We start from the raw sequence: 22,281 nt of genomic DNA on the forward strand, positions 1-22,281 counted from the left end.
AAAGTTACTCCTCTCCGAAGTGACGGGCGTTGATGACCGCCTCAAGCATCGCCATCCGCATGAAGACGCCATTTTGCATTTGGGTGAAAATTCGTGAGCGCGGACCGTCAACCAAGTCGCTGGCTAATTCAACGTCACGGTTGACCGGTGCCGGATGCATGAAAATGGCATTGGGCTTCATGGTTTTGGCTAAAGCATCCGTGATACCGTATTTTGCATGATAGCTTTCTTTGGAAAATGCTTCGCGGTTGTCAGCATTGAACCGTTCAAGCTGAACCCGCAGTAACATCAAAACGTCGACCTGTTTGACCAAGTCTGGCACGCTGATGAAGTCGCCGTAACGGTCGAAGCTAGGATCGTACCATTGTTTTGGCCCGGCAAAATGCAACGTCGCACCGAGTCTGTGGAGCATTTGCATGTCACTGCGCGCAACCCGACTGTGGCTAAGATCCCCGACAATCCCGATATTCAGGCCGTCAAAATGCCCGAACTCTTCGTGAATCGTCATTAAGTCCAACATCATCTGGGATGGATGCTGACCCGCACCATCGCCAGCATTGACAATAGCGGTTGTCGGCCAAGCGCCCATGAGCTCTTTGTAATAGCCGTCTTTAGAATGACGCATCACAGCGATGTTGACACCGATGGCACCGATCGTTTTGATCGTATCTTCCAAGGTTTCGCCTTTCGAAACCGAGTTGTGGGCCGGATCAAAAGGAATAACGGTCAACCCTAGTTTGCGTTCGGCCATTTCGAAGCTGGTGTGTGTGCGGGTGCTATTTTCAAAGAATAAATTGGCAGCGTAGATCGGCTCTGGAAAATGAACTGTCTGACCAGCCTTGAAGTCTTCGGCCCGGTTAATTAGTGCCAAGGCGCTTTTTTCGTCAACTTGTTCAGCGGAAACAAAATCTTTAAACGGTGTATCAGTAAGATTAGATAAGGTCATTTTTTTCTGCCCCTTCTTCGTTAGCGGCATGTTCTGGTAAAACAAAGTTCAGGAAGATTCCGATCACGGTTGCCAGTGCAAGGCCGGAGAATTGATACCCGGCGAATTGCAGGCTGGCATTGCCGATACCGATCACAAGAATGGTCGAGGCAATCATCAGGTTGCGTTTTTTGTCAAAGTCGACTTTGTTGTCAATTAAAACCCGTAAGCCATTGGAAGCGATGACGCCGAACAGCAGGAAGCTGATGCCGCCGATGACCGGGCTTGGAATACTGCGAATCAAAGCACTTAACTTACCAATGAAAGCGAACAGGATGGCAAACATGCCAGCGCCACCTAACACATAAACACTGTGGACCTTGGTCATGGCGAGCACGCCAATGTTTTCACCATAACTGGTGACCGGTGGGCCGCCGACGAAACCGGCGATAATGGAAGCCGTGCCATCCCCTGCTAGGGTATGATTCAGGCCCGGATCCTTGAAGAAGTCGCGTTTTGTCAATTTGTTGAGGACCATGATGTGGCCCATGTGTTCGGTCATGGTGACAAAAGCGATGGGCGCCATTGAGAGAATTGCACCCCAGTAAAGCTGCGGTTTGTAGCTGATGAATGGCAACTCGAACTTCGGGAGGTCAAACCAGGCAGCTTGCTGAACCGATGTCAGATCCACGATGCCAAACAGTAGCGCTACCACATAGCCAGTGACAATTCCCAACAGAATCGGTAACAAGCTAATGAATTTTTTGAGATACATGTTGTAAATGATGACCGAAGCCAACGTGATCATGGCAACGGCGAAGTAGCGCAAATCATACACGCTTTTGGTCGCGGAAATCGTTCGCATGGTGGCGTCAGTTGCGGCAGTGCCGGCCAGTGACAACCCGATGACCATGACAATCGGCCCAACGACAATCGGCGGTAAGGCACGATCAATCCAAGCCGACCCGCTGCGGGCAACGATCAAGGCTACGATCAGGTAAACAACCCCGACAGCAACGGTACCTTGGGCGATCGCGGGATAACCGGCGCCTTTCATTAACGCTTGCATGATGGTAATAAAGGAAAAACTTGAGCCCATGTAGGCCGGAATTTTGCCGCGGGTGATCAAAATGTAAACTAAAGTGCCGACGCCGCTTGAGAATAAGGCAATACTCGGATCCAAACCGACCAAAATCGGTACCAGCACGGTTGACCCAAACATGGCGAAAAGATGCTGGATGGATAAGCCCACCCATTGACCGAACTTCGGCTTGTCGCCGATGTCCAGCACCGCTTCATCGTTGTGAAAAGCCATTGACTAGTCCCCCATCTTCTCGATGCTGATACCGTCTTTGCCGTCAAGTTCCGCAACCTGTACCTGAATCTGTTCATCAAGGGAGGTTGGAATATTCTTGCCGACGAAATCAGGACGAATCGGTAACTCACGGTGGCCGCGATCAACCAAAACTGCCAGACTGATCTTCCGCGGGCGACCTTCGTCCATCAAGGCATCCAGGGCCGCGCGGATGGTGCGGCCAGTGAAAATGACATCGTCTACCAGGATGACGTGCTTCCCAGTGATGTTAACTGGCAGCTGCGCACCTTCAACATCGGGTTGATGTTCGTGATCGATCTTATGAACATCATCGCGATAAAAGCGAATGTCCAGTTCGCCGACTGGTACCTGCAGGCCTTCGAGCTGTTCAAGTCGCTTGGCAATGCGGTGGGCCAGATAAATCCCCCGTGTTTTAATGCCGACAAGAACGAGATCGTTCAAGCCTTTGTTTTGTTCGATGATTTCATAACTGATTCGGGTCAATGCGCGTTTCATCGTTACCTCGTCGACTACTTGTTTGGACTGTGTCATGATGTGCCATCCTTTCTTGTATGTATGCTGATTGGTGTGGGTTGTGAGTGGAAAAGGTGCTTGCTTGGGGCTGTTCCGCTGAGATCGTTCTATTGGGGGGGCGATTAGGTGCTTGGGCTTTTGCGTTCTATAACGCGCTCACAGTCGCAGAAATCTCCGTGTAAGGACCTTGGTCGCAATGGCCAAAATCGGGCCATCACGCCCAAGGCCACTTACACTCCGATTTCTAAGCGCTCCTGTTCGCGCTCAAACAAAAAGCGCCTCCCATCCAATTTGGATAGAAGGCGACCGTAGCCTGAATAATCCGCCGCAACGGAAAGGGACCTTCTAAGCCTCACTGGACTTAGTTAAAGGTGCTTGTTTGATTGAGTTAAGATTACCGGACGTTGCGGGTCTTGTCAATGCCTGCGCGCAGATCGGCTAAGGTTTTTTCAAAAACTTCGGGGACCGGTGCCGTGAAAGTTAAGCGTTTGCCGGTGGTTGGATGGACAAAACCGAGCTTGGCGGCGTGAAGAAATTGGCCGTTGCCTGGAAGTGTGCGTTTAGGCCCATACAAAGGATCGCCTGCTACCGGATGGTGAATGTAAGCCATGTGCACGCGGATCTGGTGGGTCCGGCCGGTTTCCAAAACACATTTGATCAAGGTATAGTGAGCAAATCGCTCCAGTACCTGAAAATGGGTAACAGCATGCCGACCGTCAGCAACCACCGCCTGCCGTTTGCGGTCACGCGGATCACGGCCAAGCGGCGCATCGATTGTGCCCTCATCTTCTTTAAACGTCCCGTGAACTAATGCAAGGTATTCACGAATAGACGTTTTGGCTTTAAGTTGCGCCGACAAACTCAATTGGGCCTTTTCGGTTTTAGCCACCATCAGCAAGCCGCTAGTATCTTTATCGATCCGGTGCACAATCCCCGGCCGAATGACGCCATTGATGCCGGGCAAGTCAGTATGATAAAGCAGGCCGTTCACCAAGGTGCCATTAGGGTGACCCGGTGCAGGATGGACAACCATGCCTTGCGGTTTATTAACCACGATCACCTGGTCATCTTCATAGACAATGTCAAGCGGAATCGGCTCCGCAACGGCTTTTAAGGGCCGGGCTTCCGGAATTGAAACGGCAATGACATCTCCTGACAAGACCTTGTAATTGGCCTTCACCAGCTGGCCGTTAACGGTGACCAGGCCGTCCTGAAGCCATTTTTGTACCTGACTGCGGGTATGGGTCGATTCATGTGCCGTGATCACCTTATCGATGCGCCCTTGTTCAGTCGTGATGGTAAAGGTCTCGGTCATGCGGACACCGCCTTGTCGCGATCAAATAAAATAAACACCAAAACCAGAATCACCCCGAATGTGATGCACATATCAGCAAAATTAAAAATAGCGTTGAATCGCCACTGATCCAAAAATTCAAGGTGAAACATATCCGTGACGTATTGAAACCGCAGCCGATCAATGAAGTTACCAATCGCCCCTGCCGTGATCAGTGTCAGGCCTAGGCGATAAACCGGTTTGTGCAGGCTATCACGCCAAAGCAACGCAACGACCACAAACGCTAGAACCGTTGTGACGTAGAAGAACCACTGTTTCCCTTCAAACATGGAAAAAGCCGCACCGGTATTACGGATGTGCGTGAGATCAATCACGCCCGGAATCAGTTGCTGGCTTTCGCCAAGTGGAATATGCGCGCTCACCCAGGTTTTAATGACAAAATCAATCAAAACCAAGACAGCTGCAACGATCACATAGATAAACACAGAAGTTCCCCCTGAATAAATGACATTTGTCTTTAAGTGTACCGCGCCAAAAGAAAAACCGCCATTCGAAAAATGACGGTTACATCTTGTGCCGAAAACATGAATGATTTAAAAGAGTCCGGAAATTTTACCATCGTCGGTGACGTCCATGTTTAAGGCAGCTGGTGCTTTTGGTAGTCCCGGCATGGTCAAAACGGTTCCGGTCATCACGACTAAGAACCCTGCGCCGAGTTTAGGGATAATGTCGCGTACGTGAATCGTAAATCCTTCAGGTGCCCCTAATGTTTTGGGGTTATCGGTCAATGAATACTGGGTCTTCGCCATGCAAACCGGTAAATCCTGCCAACCATTTTTAGCGATCGTTCGCAGTGCAGCGTTGGCTTTTCCTTCATAAACAACGTCACCACCACCGTAGATCTTTTGCACAATGGTTTTGATCTTGGTTTTGACATCCTGATGTACATCATAGAGTGGCGTGAAACTTGCCGGCTGCTTCAAGGCATCCAACACCGCATCGGCCACTGCTAAACCACCGCGGCCGCCGTCAGCCCAAACCGTTGCGGTAACAGCTTTGACGTTTAATTTTGCGCAAGCATCGATAAGCCACTGAACCTCGGCATCTGTATCGCTTGTGAAGCGGTTAACGGCTACCACAACAGGCACGCCATAGCCCTGCATGCTGTGAATATGCCGCTTAAGGTTCGCAAAACCTTGAGCCAAGGCATCCAGGTTTTCCTGTTGTAAATCGGCTAACGCAATGCCACCATTGTATTTCAGGGCGCGAACCGTTGCCACAATAACCACAGCATCCGGGGTTTTACCCAAAACAGGTGTCTTAATATCCATGAACTTTTCGCCGCCAAGGTCAGCGCCGAAACCTGCCTCGGTAATGACGATGTTCCCCAGTTGCAACGCTGTCCGGGTAGCTAAAACGGAATTGCAGCCATGGGCAATGTTGGCGAACGGGCCGCCATGAATGAACGCCGGCGTATGTTCCAGCGTCTGGACCAGATTTGGCTTCAACGCATCCCGTAATAACATGGCAATGGCGCCGGTGACCTTTAAATCGGCTACGGTTACTGGCTTGCGATCATAAGTATAGCCAATTACGATGCGACTGATGCGGGCTTTGAGATCCGCGATGTTTTCCGCAAGACACAGGACGGCCATTAATTCGCTTGCGACGGTAATGTCAAACCCGTCTTCACGCGGAACACCGCTGGTTGGGCCGCCTAACCCGATCGTGACGTGGCGCAATGCCCGATCGTTAATATCCAAAGCGCGCTTCCAAAGAATTCGCCGTGGATCGATATTAAGTGTGTTGCCTTGTTGCAGATGGTTGTCGATTAAGGCTGCGAGGGTGTCGACCGCGGTTGTCAGAGCGTGCATGTCACCGGTGAAATGTAAGTTGATGTCTTCCATCGGCACAACCTGCGCATAACCGCCGCCGGTTGCTCCGCCTTTCATCCCCATCACCGGGCCTAATGATGGCTCCCGCAATGCGATGACGGGATGCTGGCCGCGCTGCTGAAGCGCATCGCCTAAGCCAACCGTAATCGTCGATTTGCCTTCACCAGCTGGAGTCGGGTTAATCGAGGTCACCAAAACAAGCTTGCCAAAAGGCTTGTCTTTTAACGCATTGAGAGCCGCGAAGCTAAGTTTGGCTTTAGACTTGCCATAAAGTTCCAGATCATCATCGGTCAGGCCTAGATTTGCTGCAACTTTCGTAATTGGCCACATTGAGGTCGCTTCATTGGCCTGGGCAATTTCAATATCAGACATACAACACACTCCTTATTTAGTTGATGTTTCCAATCCTTTTTCGATCAACGCCACGATCTTTTGCTTTCGTTTTTTACCGAACATCAGGAACGAAACCCGACCGTATTGTTTGGTTTTAAGCATAACTGTCAAATGGCCGGACGTAAACCCCTCAATTTCGCTCCAGGACAGATTGATTGTATTACTTTTAAAAAGACTGGTTAATCGGATGCCTTTTTCAGTCGCAATCAGGCGAAGCAGCAAAATCTGGCCGATAGCCGTCAAAACCGTAATCGCCGCAATCGCAATCGCCAGCCATGAAGGTTTCGTACTTTCCAGCTGGACGATGATCGCCAAGCTGAGACCGATCACGATCGCGCTCCAAAACATGCTAAAATCGATCCAGGCAGGTTGATAATGTGTTCGATAGTCAGCCAATTTGTCACTTCCTTAGGAGAAATCATGCTTAAACTATACACAGATGGCGCTACAAAAGGCAACCCAGGCCCGACTGGCATTGGCATCCTAGTCAGCGGTTTGCCTCAGCAGATTCAACGACATGCCGCTTTACCGCCGATGACCAATCATGAGGCGGAATTTGCTGCAGCGATTGCCGGCTTTAATTTATTAATCGAAGCTGAACTCACAACTGTACCCGTGGCGTTTTATAGTGACTCCAAGCTGGTCGTTCAGGCAATCGAAAAGCGCTATGCCAAACATTATCCTGCTTTAACCGCAGAATTGCTGGCCTTGATTGACCGGTTTCCGCTTGTGCTGCCTAACTGGTTACCTGATCGCCAAAATCGTGGTGCCCACACGTTGGCTCAGCAAGGGTTACGTGAAGCAGAGACGAAAAGTTAATTTTTCGCCAAAAAGAGACCGTGACATTCCATTATTCGGAATATCGCGGCCTCTTTTGGCATGAACATAGATTTTTAAAGTAAGGTATCGCCTCAGCCGAAAGACTTCAGCACCTGTGATTACATGAATACTTTAAACTGGCTGGTACGATCCATATAATCCTTATCTTGTGCCAGTGCCTCGATGGAACCAAACGGCATCTGGGCACGCAATTGCCAGTTTTGCGGGATATCAAAGGCGTCGCTGACAAGATCATCAATGATGGGATTGTAGTGTTGCAGATTTGCACCAATGCCATTGTTAGCTAAGGCCACCCAGGTGTTGAGTTGAGCCGATCCCTGAGCCTGCTCTGCCCAAGTTGCAAAGTTATCTGCGTACAGCGGGAAGTCATGCTCCAGCTGCTTCACGATGTCGGTATCGGTAAAGTACATAATCGTTGCATAGGCAGCTTTGAAGCCAGCAACTTTCTTTTTGGTTGCCTCATAGGCTTCCTCAGTCGGGACCTCACTCTTCAAGCGCTTAACCACGATATCCCAAAGCTTGTCGTGTTGTCCGCCAAATAGGAAAACTGCTCGGGTCGTTTGCGAATTGAAGGCCGTTGGCGTTGCCTGAATGACAGATTCAACTTGTTCGATGATGTCATCGTCTTTTTGCTTAACATCTTTGCCGAGTGCGTAAATGGAGCGGCGTTGCTTGAGAAGGTTCAGAAGATCTTGATTCACAGGAAAACCACCTTTTTCTATTAATGGCCACGTTGTCACGCATGTACCCGATAACTTAGCTATTCACTAGCCATCAGGAAAGGCAATGCGCAAAAATGTAGCAGAACAAAAGTAAGTTTACCAACTCACTATTAGTAAGTAAACCCCTTGAGCGATATTTTTTCAGAAAGTGCGACATATGGCTCGATCATCAGGTCACGATCACACTTAAGCGTATTTACCAGAAGGGATTGGTCCCGTTAACGTGACAGAGATGGATGGCTTGGGTACAATGAAACTATTCTTCTTGGAGGTGCGGTATGTCGCTGATCACCTGGCTAATTATTATTATTTTGGTTTTGAACACGACGGGTGCGATTTTTACGGTTCTTCGTGAAGTTCGCGACATTTCGACAACTTGGGCATGGTTGCTGGTGCTGATTTTCCTGCCAATCATCGGGTTCGGTTTTTATCTGTTCGCGGGTCGCGGACTCTCGACCAAAAAACTACGCCGGATTCAGCGTGAGTATGAGTCTGGGGTCAAAGCGTTTGTGTCGCTTCAAAAACACGAAAATGCCCGGAACAAACTTTTGCCGCCGACGGATTATACGCCTGCAGCTAAAGCTCTGACCGCCTTTTTCCTGAATACGGCCCAGGCACCGGTGCTGGCCCATAACCAGGTTCAGCTTTATACCGATGGCGAAAAGAAGTTTGCTGCGTTGTTTCGCGACATTGAAAGCGCCAAGCACTACATTTATGTCGAGTATTACACCATTTATAATGATGAATTAGGCAATCAGTTTCAGCAATTATTGATTAAAAAGGCCAAACAAGGCGTGACGGTTAAGGTTTTATATGACGCTTGGGGGTCGATGGGTGCCTCGGCAAAATGGTGGCGCCGACTAACCGATGTCGGCGGTCAGGCTGAAAGCTATTTTAGCTCCAAACATCCGATTACCGACTTTCGTTTAAATTACCGCGATCATCGCAAAATCGTTGTGATTGATGATCATGTCGGCTATATTGGCGGCTTCAATGTCGGCGATCAGTATGTTTCCCGTAAACCAAAATTCGGCTATTGGCGCGATACCCACCTGCGTATCATCGGTAACACCATTTATGCGCTGAAAATTCGCTTCACAATGGATTGGAATGCGACGGTCGGTGAACAGGACGAGATTGCCTACAATGTCGAGCAGGATAGTACCGAAAATCGCTCAAACGAGAACATGACGGCTGGCAGCACACCGATTCAAATTGTCGCATCGGGACCTGATCGCCCTACCCAGCAAATCAAGTTAGGTTACACCAAGCTGATCACCAGCGCTACCAAGTCGGTTTGGATTCAAAGTCCTTACTTGGTTCCGGATGACACGGTGATTGATGCGCTCGTTTCCGCCGCCATGTCGGGCATTGATGTCCGAATCATGATTCCCGATATGCCGGATCATCCGTTTATTTTCCGTGCGACCCAGTACTATGCCACCTATCTGGCTCGTGCTGGCGTTAAAATTTACCACTATCAACATGGCTTCATGCATGCAAAAACCGTGGTTGTCGACGATGCCATTGCCAGTGTCGGGTCAGCCAATTTCGATATTCGTAGTTTTAAATTGAATTTTGAAGTGAATGCCTTCATTTACGATCGTAAGGTTGCTGGGGCACTTGCCGAAATCTTTGAAGCGGATATGAAGCAGAGCTACTTATTGACACCAGCGATTATCGCTAGTCAAAGCCGCTGGTTACGCTTCAAACAGGACTTTTCTCGGCTCCTGTCGCCGATTTTGTAAGCCAGCCTGTAAGTCATCAGAAATTGAACTATATTGTCACAAAAACGCCGCGTCAGCATGGGGCACTGAGGCGGCGTTTTTGTGACCGAAATATAGCATTTTCAAAATAATGATATGTGTTTAGCTGATCGCCATAATGGCAGTGAAGAAGGCTTGATGAGTCGGCTGATTACCGTTGCCAATCGTCTAGTGCCTTGGTGTGGCCGAGAAGATAGTGGATGGCGGCTTGGACAAGTGTGTCACGGGCAGTCGTTAACTCGTCGCCTTCCAGGCTGTATTTGTCGCGCAGATAGCCTTCCGCAATCGCCTGATATTCTTTGCGGGCCTCGCCGCCATCTTTCAGGTAGGCATCAATGGCGCTCAAATCATCTTTAGCGCGGTTAGCTAATTCTTCAGCCAGATCTTCGACATGTGGCTGGCGTTTATGGGCATAGTCCATCAACGTGTCATTCATATCAACGACAGCGGCCTCGTCTGCTTTCTTGTCTCGTTTCATGTTCGCAGTCATCTCCTAATACTTTTAGTATGCACCTACGCCGGATTTTCATCAACGCCGCCTATTTTACCAAAAGCATCGGTAACAGCGTTTTTACTAATCTATTAAAGTTTGCGTCGGTGATGCCTGCCCATTTTTCAGAGATGAAACTGCTGGCGTGAGCGACGAAATAATACTTGATACAGCGCAGACCAGCTTTCAAAGCGCTCACTGTCTAGATAAAAGACCGGGGTATCAGGTACACTGGATTCCTCGCTTGCAGCCAAAGTATGCGCGGAAATCACGAAATCGGGATGTTGGTCAATGGTGACTAAACGGATATAGGCGGGATGCACAAGATTAAGCCGCACGGTTTCGTACAATGGCTGTGGCATCAGCGGATCAAGCGCTACTTTTAGCTTATTGGCAACCGCACTGTCGGTCATGAATGGCCAAAGCAATTGGTAGAAGCCGTCGATGATCTCTGAACGGACTTTCTCATCCGGTTCTTCCCGAGCAAAAAAGGCTTCAATCGCCTTGCCAAGACGTGGAAAAAGCGGCCGCATTGGGCTGGCAGTTTTCGCTAAGTCGATATACGCGCCATCAGGAAAAATCCGTTCACTGATCAGAATTTTCAATAAATTGCCGGCTAAGGCCAGATCTTTGGAAACTGCTGGTGAAATACCGATTAGATGCCGACTGAATTCGGTGCGGATTTTTTCGACGGTCTGCCACGCCGAGGTATTGTGGGCAACATGGTAACCGACAAATCCGGCAGCGTCGAATTGTTGTTCAGTGTGGAAACGCGGAATCCGCCACTGCCCGAGATACAAATAAAGGATTTCGGCTTCCGCCACTTCACGGGGTAAATGTGCCAAGACATCTGGCAGCTCATCAGGCAACACTGGGCGAGGTTGTAATGCCGCGAAATTCAGGGTGTTGCCGATCGAATGATTCGCCTGCAGTCGATACAGATTAATGTTGGCCGAAAATTGAAGTTGCTTGACGGAGAAGTCCGGTCGAATCAAACCGGCTGCCTGCAAAGACTGAACCAGCTGGCGGGACTGCGGCATCATCGTGGCAAACAGTGGATCCTGGGTGTCGACTAGCTGCCACAATAATTGGCGATAAACTTGGCGAATTCGCGGCTCTGCGCCGGCAAGTGCCAAAGGCGTGAGATTAATGGTGACCTCTTTTTGGCGCAAGTACCCGCGTAATGCGGAAATCCGTCGGAAAAAAGCTGCCCGGGAGAAACCGGTTTCTTCTAATAACATGGGCAACGTTAAATCAGGTTGCATCAGTGTTTTGACCAAAAGCTTTCCGGGAAGCGAACGGCGAAACAAAAAGATCCGGTAGCGAACCCGACTAATCGAAGGCGGTGCCGTCATATTGCCATCCCCTCTACGTAATAAAGGTGGCGCACTAGGATCAATGGCATGTAAATCCTCGGCGACTTTCGCCATTTGCCGTCGCAGTTGCCGGTAGCTCTCGCCGCGGACCATCGCTGCCGTTGCAATATTCATTTGCCGATTAGGCGCGTCTCGCAAATCGCCATAAAGCGCCAACCGCTCGCGTTCTTCGCGGTCTAGGAACAATTCTTCAAACGCCATGGTGACGACTTCCTTTCCAAATTTTTGCTATAGTATAGCAAAGAAGATCGGCAACCGGATAAATGATGCTTGTGCACTTGTCTCAGACGCGTGTTTCCTTAGCGGGCAGGCTTTTGCCGCATTAAGTCGGCCTATGGTTGATTAACACTGGCGCCTGGCATGCATTCTTGCTATACTAAAAGTAAGCGAAAATCAAGTCGACACCATATGCTTTGGGGCATCAAAAAAATTAACCCCAAGATATGGTGTTTTTCATTGACATGCACCCCAATATTGAGTATTCTAAACTACATAAGATAACAAGAAAGGATGATACCTATGCGTAACATCACACTGTTCACGCGCAATGGCTGTCCACAATGCCGGATGACAAAGCGCTACCTCGATACCCACAAGATTCCATTTACGGAACACAACATCAACGAGGAACCTGAATACATCGATTACTTAAAGAAAAAGGGATTCCAGCAGGTTCCTGTTCTTGAAGCAGATGGGCTTGATTCATTCTCCGGGTTTCGACCGGATGCCTTGAAGCAACTGGCTGTCTGAACAGCCAGTTTTTTTATCGCATCGAACTTAACCGAATGAAGATAAATTGCAGTGAAAGCAGGGATTAGCATGTCATTAAAAACAATCAGTCCGGACGAGGTTACTTATTACGCCCTTAACAACGAGATCAATATTCCCGTTAACGACCAAATTCCGCTCAATAAGGACAAGGAAGCCTTACAAGCCTTTTTGACTGAAAATGTGGCGCCAAATACGATGAAGTTTTCGTCGCTACAAGAGCGCTTGAAGTATTTGGTTGACCATCACTATTATGAAGCCGACTTTTTAAAAAAGTATCAGCCGGCCTTCCTGGAAAAGCTGGATCAATTTCTGACGGCCCAGCATTTTCAGTTTAAGTCCTTTATGGCGGCCTATAAGTATTACGCTCAGTATGCGTTAAAGACGGACGACGGCACTCAATATCTTGAAGACTACAAAGATCGGGTGTTTGCCAATGCCCTCTTCTTTGCGGATGGTAATGAGCAGCTGGCGGTTGACTTAGCGGATGAAATGATCCATCAGCGGTATCAACCGGCTACCCCTTCGTTCCTGAACGCTGGTCGGCAACGCCGTGGTGAATTGGTCTCCTGTTTTCTACTGCAAATTACCGACGACATGAATTCGATTGGCCGCGCGATTAACTCTGCTCTTGAGTTGTCACGAATTGGTGGCGGGGTTGGCCTGACGCTGTCGAACCTGCGTGAAGCCGGTGCACCAATCAAAGGCATTGACGGTGCTGCAAGTGGTGTATTGCCGGTCATGAAGTTGTTGGAAGATTCTTTTTCCTATAGCAATCAACTGGGCCAACGTCAAGGTGCCGGTGTGGTTTATTTGAATGTCTTCCATCCTGATATCATCAGTTTCCTGGGTGCCAAGAAGGAAAATGCGGATGAAAAGTATCGGGTAAAGACCCTTAGTCTCGGCGTCATTGTGCCTGATAAGTATTACGAGCTTATTAAGGACAACGCCGATATGTATCTGTTCTCCCCTTATTCGGTTGAACGGGCTTATGGCAAGCCATTTTCGTATGTGGACATTACCAAGGAATACGATAATATGGTGGCCAATCCGGACATTAAGAAATACAAGATCAAGGCTCGCGATCTGGAAAATGAAATTTCCAAATTGCAGCAGGAATCTGGCTATCCTTACATCATCAACATCGACACTGCCAACAATGCGAGTCCGATCGATGGCAAAATCATCATGAGCAACTTGTGCTCGGAAATCATGCAGGTGCAGGTACCATCCAAGCTTAACAACAAACAGGAATATGAAGTCTTAGGGACAGATGTTTCCTGCAACCTAGGCAGCACGAATATTCCTAATTTGATGCGTAGTCGCGATTTTGGTCACAGCGTTGAAGCCATGGTTCGGGCATTGACCTATGTCACCGATCACAGCAATATCGACGTTGTGCCATCTGTTCAGCACGGTAATCACATGGCGCACAGCATCGGCCTTGGTGCGATGGGCTTGCACACGTACTTTGCTAAGAACCATATGTATTATGGTTCACCGGAAAGCCTTGATTTCACCAACATTTATTTCTTGTTGCTGAATTATTACACGTTGAAGGCATCCAACAAGATTGCTAAAGAACGTGGCGAGTCCTTCCATAATTTTGAAAACAGCAAATACGCTGATGGCAGTTATTTTGACAAGTATATCCAACAATCATGGGCACCTAAGTACGACAAGGTGTGTGATTTGTTCAAGGATGTTCACATTCCGACCCAGGCGGACTGGGAAGCGCTCAAAGAGAGTGTTATGAAGGACGGCTTGTATCATCAAAACCGGATGGCTGTGGCCCCTAATGGCTCGATCAGCTATATTAACGATACCAGTGCCTCCTTGCAGCCAATTGTTAACCGGATCGAGGATCGCCAGGAAAAGAAGATCGGCACCATTTACTACCCGGCGCCTGGTTTATCGAATGACACCATGCCTTACTATCAAAGTGCCTACGACATCGACATGCGTAAAGTCATTGATGTTTATGCCGCTGCCCAACAGCACGTTGATCAAGGGATGGCGATGACCTTGTTCATGCGTAGTACCATTCCTGCTGGCCTTTATCCGTGGAAAGACGGCCGAACCGACAAGATGACGACGCGTGATTTGAATATTTTGCGGAACTACGCACATCACAAAGGTCTGAAGTCGATTTACTACATCCGGACTTACACCGATGACCAGGAAGAAATCGGCAGCAACGCTTGTGAAAGTTGCTCAATTTGATTATCTTTTAACAGGGGGATCTCCCCTGTTTTTACATACAAGGAGCGAGGAATATGGCAAAACAATATATTGCGATTAACTGGAATGCGATTGAAGATGAAGTCGATAAGGCGACTTGGGAAAAGTTGACGGAACAATTTTGGCTGGACACCCGGATCCCTTTGTCCAATGATTTAGACGATTGGCGCTCACTGAGTCCTGATGAACAGTGGGTTGTCGGGCATGTCTTTGGCGGGTTGACGCTGCTGGATACCCTGCAAAGTCAAGACGGCATGGCAAGTTTGCGGCAGAATATCCGGACGCAGCAGGAAACGGCGGTATTGAACAACATTCAGTTTATGGAAAGTGTTCATGCCAAGAGTTACTCGTCAATTTTCTCAACGCTGAACACCCCTGCTGAAATTGATGAAATCTTCGACTGGACGAATCATAATGAACATCTTCAGTACAAAGCCAACAAGATCAACGATATTTACCACAATGGTTCGGCGTTGCAAAAGAAAATTGCCAGTGTCTTTTTGGAAACCTTCCTGTTTTATTCAGGCTTCTTTACCCCACTCTATTATTTAGGCAACAACAAGCTGACCAATGTGGCGGAGATCATCAAGCTGATCATTCGGGATGAAAGTGTCCATGGCACGTACATCGGCTACAAGTTCCAATTAGGCTTCAATGAATTGCCAGAAGCCGAGCAGCAAAAATTGCAGGATTGGATGTACGATTTACTTTACGATTTGTACGAAAACGAAGAGAAGTATACGAATGATTTGTATGCTAAAACAAAGTGGACGGACGAGGTTTTGACATTCCTGCGTTACAACGCCAACAAAGCGCTTATGAATCTGGGCCAGGAAACGGCCTTTGCAGATACGGCTGATGATGTGAACCCGATCGTTATGAACGGCATTTCGACGTCAACAGCCAACCACGACTTCTTCTCCCAAGTCGGTAATGGTTATCGACTGGGACAGGTTGAAGCCATGCAGGATGACGACTATACATTTTCAACTGAAGACGAAGGCCATGATAAGTAAGGCTTTCGGAAATGAATGTGTTGAGAAATTAAAAAACCGGCTCCAAATGCGTCGCAGGTTATGTGCGATATGCATCTGGAGCCGGTTTTTGATATTCTCTTTTTAAATCAGAATGTCAGGAATAGCTCATTTTGGATGATCGTACGAGATCCTCTTTTCCTTTCGGTCTAACTTTCTGCTTTTTGCTGGCTGATCGTTTCATGGACGAGGCTTAAGAAGCGTTGGGCGATGCGTGAAAGCTCACGATCCCTTTTCCACACTAACGCAATCGGATCGGCTAATGCCGGAGCTAAAGGACGGAAGGTTAAGGAAGTGTTCGATGTTTGCGTCGCCAGATATTCAAGACATAGCGCGCGCCCTAATCCGACTGCGGTCATGCCTAAAGCATCAGCGGTCAAATCGTAGGTGCCAACAATGTAAGCCGGGTCGAGTCCCTGTCCTAGCCAGTGTTCAAAGGCATTGCGAGTATGCGTGGCCCGCGGCAGAATCAGCTCGCTATCATTGAGATCATTTGGCGTGATCAGAAGGTTATCGGTTAAGGGATCATCTGTGGTCATCAAGACGCCCCAGGCATCGCGAATCGGGAGCGGCAGGCTTTCGTACTGAGTCTGTTCCTTGCCTGGACGTAGAATAAAATCGTACATGCCCGCTTCAAGATTAGCAATCAGACTTTCATCGGAACCATAAGTCACATGGACATGTAGACTGGGGTACTGCAGCCGGAGTGATTGGGCAACCTGCAACATCAGGCGCTTGCCACTGGTTTCGCTGGCACCAATGTAAAGATCACCACCCAGTGTATGTTTGCCTTGCAAATTATTTTTGGTGCGTTCGGCGATGGCGGTTAACTCGCGAGCCCGGTTCAATAAGTAGGTGCCATCTTCCGTCAAGGTGACTCGTCGATTCCCCCTGATCAGTAACTTAACACCCAGTTCTTTTTCTAGATCTTTTAATTGCCGCGATAACCCCGGCTGGGAAATACCTAATGTTCTGGCAGCAGCCGTAATACTGCCATGGTCGGCAATTTCAATAAAGTTACGCAACGTCTGCAGTTCCATAAACTCCCCTACTTCCTATCAGTTCTGATTATCGCAGATGCTTTCCTATAACTATTATAACCTATCAAGACCACTTTGTATTCCTTTTCACACGCCTTTGCTCAACTGTGGCTTAAATCCGCTGCTCGGAAGATGATGCTTCAATGCATTCACTTCTGGTTATCAGCATTGCGTGGTGCTTTGTTTAGCGCCATTCTTCTAAAAAAGCATCGACTCAATGAGTCGATGCTAATGGGGCTACCAAATTTGAACACGTTTTTCCGGCGGTAGATACATGCCGTCGCCCGGTTGAACGTCAAACGTCGTGTACCAGTCATCCAGATTACGCGGCTGGATATTGGCACGCAACTCATGCGGGGCGTGGACATCAACGGCCAGCAACATCTTTGCCCGTTCTAGGCGGGACTTGGAGCGCCAGATACGCGCCCAGTTAATGAAAAATGCACGCAGATCGGCATCCGGCTCGCGTTTGGCAGTATCCAAAGCTGCCGCCAAACCACCGGCGTCGGCGATATTTTCCGACACAACGAGTTTACCGTTAACTTTGCCTGCTTCGGTTTCGAGACCGTCAAATTCGTCAATCATGGCTTTGGTTAGCTCATTAAAGTGCGCATAGTCTGCTTTTTGCCACCAGTTGACCATATTACCGAATTCGTCAAACTGTGCCCCGTTATTATCGAACCCATGCGAAATTTCGTGAGCGATAACGGCACCGATGCCACCAAGGTTTTCTGAGGCAGTTTGCTTCAATGAATAAAATGGCGCCTGCAGAATCGCTGCTGGGAAGGTGATGTCATTTTTTGACGGGTCGTAACTGGCATTGACCAAGTGACCCGGCATGTTCCAGACACTGCGATCAACCGGCTTGCCCAGCTTATCGTAATTGTATTGTTGCTGAACAATTTGCATGGCTTTCAAATTCTCAAGTAATGACTTTTCTGGATCAACGTGGAGCAAATCGTAAATCGCTTCAGGTTTGTCCGGATAACCCATTTTAAGTACCATCTTATCCAGCTTCAGGATGGCTTTATCTTTGGTTGGTTGTGAGAGCCAATCAGAATTGGCCAGGCGCTGTTTGTATGTGGCAATCATTTTTTCCACCAACTGGGTTACATCGGCTTTCGCCTTTTCGCCAAAATAAGTGCGGCCATAGTAAATACCGATTGGCTCACTGAAATAGGCATTGGCAACCCGATAGGCATGCTTGACCTGATCCGGTGATTTCGGTGCCCCGGATAATGCGCGATTATAGGTGCCGCCTAATTGTCGCAGCGGTTCGCTCAAGAAACCTGCAACACTATCGAGACTTAATACATAAAGCCAGTCGCGGTAGTTCGCAAAATTGGCTTCATTGAATAACTGACCGAATTCATCCAAAAAGCGCGGATCGGCGACAACAATGGTATCCGGAACCGTTTTGAAAATTGCCTTCAGGAAGTTTTCAAAATCAAATGGTTTGAGCTTTTCAATGACGGTGGTTGTCGGCATTGGATTGTAAGCCTTTGGATAATCCGCCCACTCTTCGGAACTTTTGACGTGTTTAGCAATTTCGGCATCAAAAGCAAGCGCGCCTGCCAAGGTTGCTTTTTGCGCCGCTTCATCAAGATCGGTGTATGCCAGTAGCTTGCTCATCATGTCTTTGAAGATCGCAAGTAGTTGGGCTCCGTTTTGATTGTCTTTGGCGTAATAGGAAGTATCCGGCAAAATGGTCTTGGGTCCCATGAGATTAATCACATTTTTGCTGGTGTCCTTCATGTCGGCATCGATGAAGACGTTGAACGGCGGATCAATGAGCTGTTGCTGCAGTAACTCGGCAGCACGTTGATTGTAGTCAGCCAAATCTTTGATGGCGGCAACTTGGTGCAACGTTGGTAAAGCCGGTGCAAAGCCGGCAGCGTCACGCGTCTTAAAATCCTTGGCTTGCTGATAAAGCGTGACTGCCTGGGCAAAATATTTGTCCGGAGCTTCTTTTGAACCATCGGCAACAGCTGCAAAGTCAGCCATCATTTTTTCTTCTACTTCGTCGGCTAAATCCTGGAAGCCGCCGGTACTGCTTTTGTCATCAGGAATGACTGCTTGATCCATCCAGGCCCCATTTACTGCTCGGTATAGATCATCTTGGTAGCGCACTTTACTCGTCATTCAAAAGCTCCTTTCATAATAAAACGATATATGACAATCTTAACGCATTTCTCATTTAGTTGCACGAGGAATCAGTTGAGCGATGGTGCCGGTTGTCATTGTCACTGTAAAGCCGAATAGAACGATTGTTAAAAGGTGTTCACTCTGCGCCATATAAAAATATTTTATGGAATCGATTCCATTTAGACTAATGAATTGTTTACAATCGAAATCGCTTTCTTTTTAATGATTAACTCGTTAAAATAGACCATGTACCAAATGGCGCTTAACAATCTTCGTTGAGTGCCACAAGATCGGATGTTGAACCGGCCTTTCGGTTTCTAACCGCGCCAGTTCACGCTTCATCATAACGCGTTCACCGGCGCAGGAGTCTGTGTGTAAGGACCTTGGTCGCAATGGCCAAAGAGCGGGCCATCACGCCCAAGGCCACTTACACTCCGACTCCTAACCGCGCCGGTTCACGCTCACAAGGAGGATGTTAACAGCACTCAAATATATCGAATAGTATGGAATCAAGTGGTACAACATGGACAAAATAATTAAGTGGAAGGTGCCCATGTGTTCAAACCAAGTTAACTGGCGAAATGTCTTGACAAGAACCTGAATCGCTACTGTATGATGGTTCTTACCAAAGTTACGCTAGCTAGTATTGGTTTGAACGTCTACTTCAAGCTTCCTCTCGAGTAGCGTTTAACCAGCTAATTGAGAGGAGGTGACAACTTTTGATTAAAACGCATAAGATCAAGCTCTATCCCAATGCAACCATGCGGCGCGAACTGGAGCGATTGTTTAACTATCACCGGTTTTGCTGGAATCAGGCCCTCGAAACTTGGAATGTCATGTACGACGCATCTCTCCTGATGGCGGACAAAACGCTGCGACCAAATGAACGTAAAGTGCGCGATGAGCTGGTTTGGAACAAAGCTGACTGGCAGTACGAACAATCAGCCCGAGTTTTACAGCTCGCGGTAAACGATTTAAGTAAGGCGTGGAAGAACTACTTCAATCCGAAGATGCCAGATCATGGTAAGCCCAACTGGAAATCTAAGAAACGATCTCGCAAAACGTTCAAAACGGATCGAGCGCAACTTCTAAATGGCAAGTTACGTTTGGATAAACCCCGTGGAGCTGGTGCTTGGTATGACATCAAACTAGCCGAGCAACCGCATTGGCAAGGAGAATTGAAACAAGTTTGCGTCGTTCAAGCCGCTGACGGTTACTATGCTTCCTTTTCAATTGAGGTTCAGACCTCTGTTGAAAAGCGGCCGGTTCTAACTGTCACTGGGGTTGATGCCAACATCGGTAAGTTTGACTATCGAACGTCAACTGGCTACGCTATCCAACCTACCTTGCCTGATCGTCTGCCAATACTTTATGCCCGCATTGCTCATTATCAGCGCCAATTAGCTCGCAAACGGAAAGTAAATCCCAAGCGTTTTAACTCTGCGGCTTATCGCACAACGAGAACCAAGTTGAAGCGCCAGTACCAACGAGTTGAACGGATTCAAACGGATTTGCTGCAAAAGTTTACGACTATGCTCGTCACTGATTATGACTTAATTGGGATTGAAGATTTAGACAATCAACACATGCGCATGAATAAACGTCTCGCCAAGAACCTGCATCGATCCCTGTTTGGCAAGTTCAAAGTGATCATGCAGTACAAGGCTGACTGGTATGGGAATACGTTAGTGCTAGCGGATCAGTTTTACCCCAGTACACAACGTTGTTCCCGCTGCGGTCATGTTAAAACGGCAGATGAACGGGTCACGCTAAGCGGCAACTTAAAACACCGGACCGGCCACGATGACTATCATTGTTACCAGTGTGGGGTGAAGTTGCGGCGAGACGAAAATGCCGTTGAGAATCTGATAGCTTATGCGAAATCAAAGGTTTACGGGGTAGGCTATACCCTTAAAGTTCAGGAGGCGGTCACTGTCGGGCTGATTTATTTCAGTGCGGGAATACCGTTGTTGACGGGACTAAATGAAATGTAGGATTGTCAATCAAGAAAGGAAATATATAAAACCTTTATTGGTGTCAAAGAGACATTCTTCCACGTTTTATATAGCAGGAAACCCATAGATGTACTATGTCATTATGAAGTCCCACGATATTCGCGAGAATTTGGCGACGGAGCAGTATTTGATGAACGCCAAACAGTTTGATGAGCCACTGTTGCTTTTTTATTATGAAAAGCCGAGTGTGATTGTCGGGCGCAACCAGAATACACTGGAAGAATTGAATCAGAAGTATGTTGAGGAGCACAATATTGTCGTAACGCGGCGGCTATCAGGCGGCGGTGCGGTGTACCATGATTTGGGAAACCTGTGCTTCTCGTTTGTGGTCGATAGCGATTCTGAAGAATTCGGCGACTTCAAGTCCTTCACTCAGCCGATTGTGGATGCGATTCACACGTTGGGTGCCACGAGCGCCGAGGTTTCCGGCCGCAACGATATGCTGGTTGACGGCAAGAAGTTCTCTGGCAGTGCGATGTACACCCGCAACGGCAAGACGTTCTCTCATGGTACTTTAATGCTGGATGTGGACATGAGTGTCATTCCAAAGGTCCTCAACGTACCGGAAGACAAGATTAAGAGTAAAGGGATCAAATCAGTTAAGAGTCGGGTCACCAACCTGCGCCCTTACTTGGACAAAAAATATCAAGATATGACACTTCCGGAATTTCGGGATATCTTGTTAACGCGTTTGTTCGGTGTGGATGATGTTGCCGAGATTAAAGACAAGGAATATCACGTTACTGACGCCGACCAAGTCGAAATTAAGAAGATTTATGACGATGTCTACAACAATTGGGACTGGGTTTATGGCCACAGTCCGGAATTCACTACCAAGAAGCGTAAGCATTTCGATTACGGTACAATCGATGCCCGTTTTGATATTAAAGACGGCAAAATCGCAAACGTTAAATTCTACGGTGACTTCTTTGGACCACAAGATGTTGCTGACGTCGCCGCTGCGTTGAAAGACAAGCCGTATACGTCTCAGGCAGTTAAGGAGACGCTGGATGGCATTAACACCAATGATTACTTCACCAATATTCCTAAAGATGACGTGATCAACTTGCTGGTACCTTAAGCATTAATCAGTTCAAATATTTTTCCAAAAAGGGGCAGCCATTTTACCGGCTGCCCCTTTTATCTACGCCTCCGTGGAAGCGTTAATTATATTTAATTTGGCTAATGGCGTACGCCTGAATTCGTTTAGCTCCTCGCCCAGTTGCTACCGTAATGACGCCGCGTTCGTTGTACGGCTTAACTTTTGCCGCCTTAATGTCGACGACACGGCCTTTTAGGCAGCGGCGATCGATCGTATCGATCGCAACCTCGTGCTGTGAGTGTAAAGCATCTTGAAGCAAGTTGGTAATTTCTTCCGGGCGTTGTGCCATAAGAATTCCTCCTTCATCTTCATGCCGTCTGAAATGCTGGCGGCAACTGTTTCAACGCGTATTGCCGCTTTGCCGGGCAATACAGTAACTGAAAACG

Annotated in this window: 19 protein-coding genes and 1 pseudogene; 7 read left to right on the top strand and 13 right to left on the bottom strand. The window is 48.1% G+C overall.

Annotated elements, in window-relative coordinates:
- Positions 1-4 precede the first annotated feature (4 nt).
- The 7 genes from LACPH_RS06755 to LACPH_RS06785 all read right to left on the bottom strand — a co-directional run bounded on the left by LACPH_RS06755 (position 5) and on the right by LACPH_RS06785 (position 6,752).
- The gene (locus LACPH_RS06755; RefSeq protein ID WP_306387630.1) at positions 5-946 is read right to left on the bottom strand and encodes an aspartate carbamoyltransferase catalytic subunit; all 942 of its coding nucleotides are present in this window, start codon (positions 944-946) and stop codon (positions 5-7) included.
- A complete protein-coding gene (locus LACPH_RS06760; protein ID WP_010488287.1) occupies positions 933-2,240 on the bottom strand; it encodes a uracil-xanthine permease family protein in 1,308 nt (435 codons plus the stop codon). Before LACPH_RS06760 ends, LACPH_RS06755 begins: the two co-directional genes overlap by 14 nt.
- Before the next feature lie 3 nt (positions 2,241-2,243).
- A complete protein-coding gene (gene pyrR / locus LACPH_RS06765) occupies positions 2,244-2,792 on the bottom strand; it encodes a bifunctional pyr operon transcriptional regulator/uracil phosphoribosyltransferase PyrR (RefSeq protein WP_010488286.1) in 549 nt (182 codons plus the stop codon).
- 376 nt (positions 2,793-3,168) lie between these two features.
- Positions 3,169-4,089, bottom strand: a complete 921-nt coding sequence (locus LACPH_RS06770; RefSeq protein ID WP_306387631.1) for an RluA family pseudouridine synthase — start codon at positions 4,087-4,089, stop codon at positions 3,169-3,171.
- Positions 4,086-4,553 carry a signal peptidase II gene (gene lspA, locus LACPH_RS06775; RefSeq protein ID WP_025012380.1) on the bottom strand — a complete coding sequence of 156 codons (468 nt, stop codon included), beginning with the start codon at positions 4,551-4,553 and terminating at the stop codon, positions 4,086-4,088. Before lspA ends, LACPH_RS06770 begins: the two co-directional genes overlap by 4 nt.
- A 108-nt stretch (positions 4,554-4,661) precedes the next feature.
- Positions 4,662-6,335 (bottom strand): formate--tetrahydrofolate ligase, encoded by a 1,674-nt coding sequence (locus LACPH_RS06780; RefSeq protein WP_306387632.1) that lies wholly within the window; start codon positions 6,333-6,335, stop codon positions 4,662-4,664.
- Positions 6,336-6,347: 12 nt separating this feature from the next.
- Positions 6,348-6,752: an EbsA family protein gene (locus LACPH_RS06785; protein ID WP_306387633.1), complete on the bottom strand. Its 405-nt coding sequence runs from the start codon at positions 6,750-6,752 to the stop codon at positions 6,348-6,350.
- A gap of 24 nt (positions 6,753-6,776) precedes the next feature.
- On the opposite strand from LACPH_RS06785, the gene LACPH_RS06790 reads away from it, so the two are divergent.
- Positions 6,777-7,175: a ribonuclease HI family protein gene (locus LACPH_RS06790; protein ID WP_306387634.1), complete on the top strand. Its 399-nt coding sequence runs from the start codon at positions 6,777-6,779 to the stop codon at positions 7,173-7,175.
- Between the two features lie 119 nt (positions 7,176-7,294).
- Here the strand turns inward: LACPH_RS06790 and LACPH_RS06795 are convergent, their stop codons facing one another.
- A complete protein-coding gene (locus LACPH_RS06795) occupies positions 7,295-7,897 on the bottom strand; it encodes a nitroreductase family protein (RefSeq protein WP_306387635.1) in 603 nt (200 codons plus the stop codon).
- A 299-nt stretch (positions 7,898-8,196) separates the two neighbouring features.
- Between LACPH_RS06795 and cls the strand changes: the two genes are divergently transcribed.
- The gene (cls, locus tag LACPH_RS06800) at positions 8,197-9,666 is read left to right on the top strand and encodes a cardiolipin synthase (RefSeq protein ID WP_306387636.1); all 1,470 of its coding nucleotides are present in this window, start codon (positions 8,197-8,199) and stop codon (positions 9,664-9,666) included.
- Between the two features lie 169 nt (positions 9,667-9,835).
- Here cls and LACPH_RS06805 read toward each other — a convergent pair whose 3' ends face one another.
- Positions 9,836-10,162: a hypothetical protein gene (locus LACPH_RS06805; RefSeq protein WP_306387637.1), complete on the bottom strand. Its 327-nt coding sequence runs from the start codon at positions 10,160-10,162 to the stop codon at positions 9,836-9,838.
- A 137-nt stretch (positions 10,163-10,299) separates the two neighbouring features.
- Positions 10,300-11,751 (bottom strand): helix-turn-helix domain-containing protein, encoded by a 1,452-nt coding sequence (locus LACPH_RS06810; protein ID WP_306387638.1) that lies wholly within the window; start codon positions 11,749-11,751, stop codon positions 10,300-10,302.
- A gap of 318 nt (positions 11,752-12,069) precedes the next feature.
- Between LACPH_RS06810 and nrdH the strand changes: the two genes are divergently transcribed.
- From nrdH to nrdF, 3 genes are all read left to right on the top strand, one after another.
- Positions 12,070-12,300 carry a glutaredoxin-like protein NrdH gene (gene nrdH, locus LACPH_RS06815; protein WP_010488276.1) on the top strand — a complete coding sequence of 77 codons (231 nt, stop codon included), beginning with the start codon at positions 12,070-12,072 and terminating at the stop codon, positions 12,298-12,300.
- A 69-nt stretch (positions 12,301-12,369) separates the two neighbouring features.
- The gene (nrdE, locus tag LACPH_RS06820) at positions 12,370-14,541 is read left to right on the top strand and encodes a class 1b ribonucleoside-diphosphate reductase subunit alpha (RefSeq protein WP_306387639.1); all 2,172 of its coding nucleotides are present in this window, start codon (positions 12,370-12,372) and stop codon (positions 14,539-14,541) included.
- Between the two features lie 53 nt (positions 14,542-14,594).
- Positions 14,595-15,575 (top strand): class 1b ribonucleoside-diphosphate reductase subunit beta, encoded by a 981-nt coding sequence (nrdF, locus tag LACPH_RS06825; RefSeq protein WP_049169838.1) that lies wholly within the window; start codon positions 14,595-14,597, stop codon positions 15,573-15,575.
- Positions 15,576-15,742: 167 nt separating this feature from the next.
- On the opposite strand, the gene LACPH_RS06830 is transcribed toward nrdF, so the two are convergent.
- Positions 15,743-16,633 (bottom strand): LysR family transcriptional regulator, encoded by an 891-nt coding sequence (locus LACPH_RS06830; protein WP_049169839.1) that lies wholly within the window; start codon positions 16,631-16,633, stop codon positions 15,743-15,745.
- Between the two features lie 237 nt (positions 16,634-16,870).
- Positions 16,871-18,775 (bottom strand): M13 family metallopeptidase, encoded by a 1,905-nt coding sequence (locus LACPH_RS06835; protein ID WP_306387640.1) that lies wholly within the window; start codon positions 18,773-18,775, stop codon positions 16,871-16,873.
- A 722-nt stretch (positions 18,776-19,497) separates the two neighbouring features.
- Here LACPH_RS06835 and LACPH_RS06840 point away from each other — a divergent pair.
- Together LACPH_RS06840 and lplA are read left to right on the top strand one after the other, a co-directional pair.
- A pseudogene (locus LACPH_RS06840) lies at positions 19,498-20,676 on the top strand (RNA-guided endonuclease InsQ/TnpB family protein); the annotation flags it as partial.
- A gap of 184 nt (positions 20,677-20,860) precedes the next feature.
- Positions 20,861-21,874, top strand: a complete 1,014-nt coding sequence (gene lplA, locus LACPH_RS06845; protein WP_049170414.1) for a lipoate--protein ligase — start codon at positions 20,861-20,863, stop codon at positions 21,872-21,874.
- A gap of 82 nt (positions 21,875-21,956) precedes the next feature.
- Here lplA and LACPH_RS06850 read toward each other — a convergent pair whose 3' ends face one another.
- Entirely contained in the window at positions 21,957-22,184 is a 228-nt protein-coding gene (locus tag LACPH_RS06850; RefSeq protein WP_025012388.1) for a hypothetical protein, read from the bottom strand.
- Positions 22,185-22,281 lie beyond the last annotated feature (97 nt).

Origin of the sequence: Lacticaseibacillus parahuelsenbergensis, assembly GCF_030770265.1 — a bacterium.
Lineage (GTDB): Bacteria > Bacillota > Bacilli > Lactobacillales > Lactobacillaceae > Lacticaseibacillus > Lacticaseibacillus casei.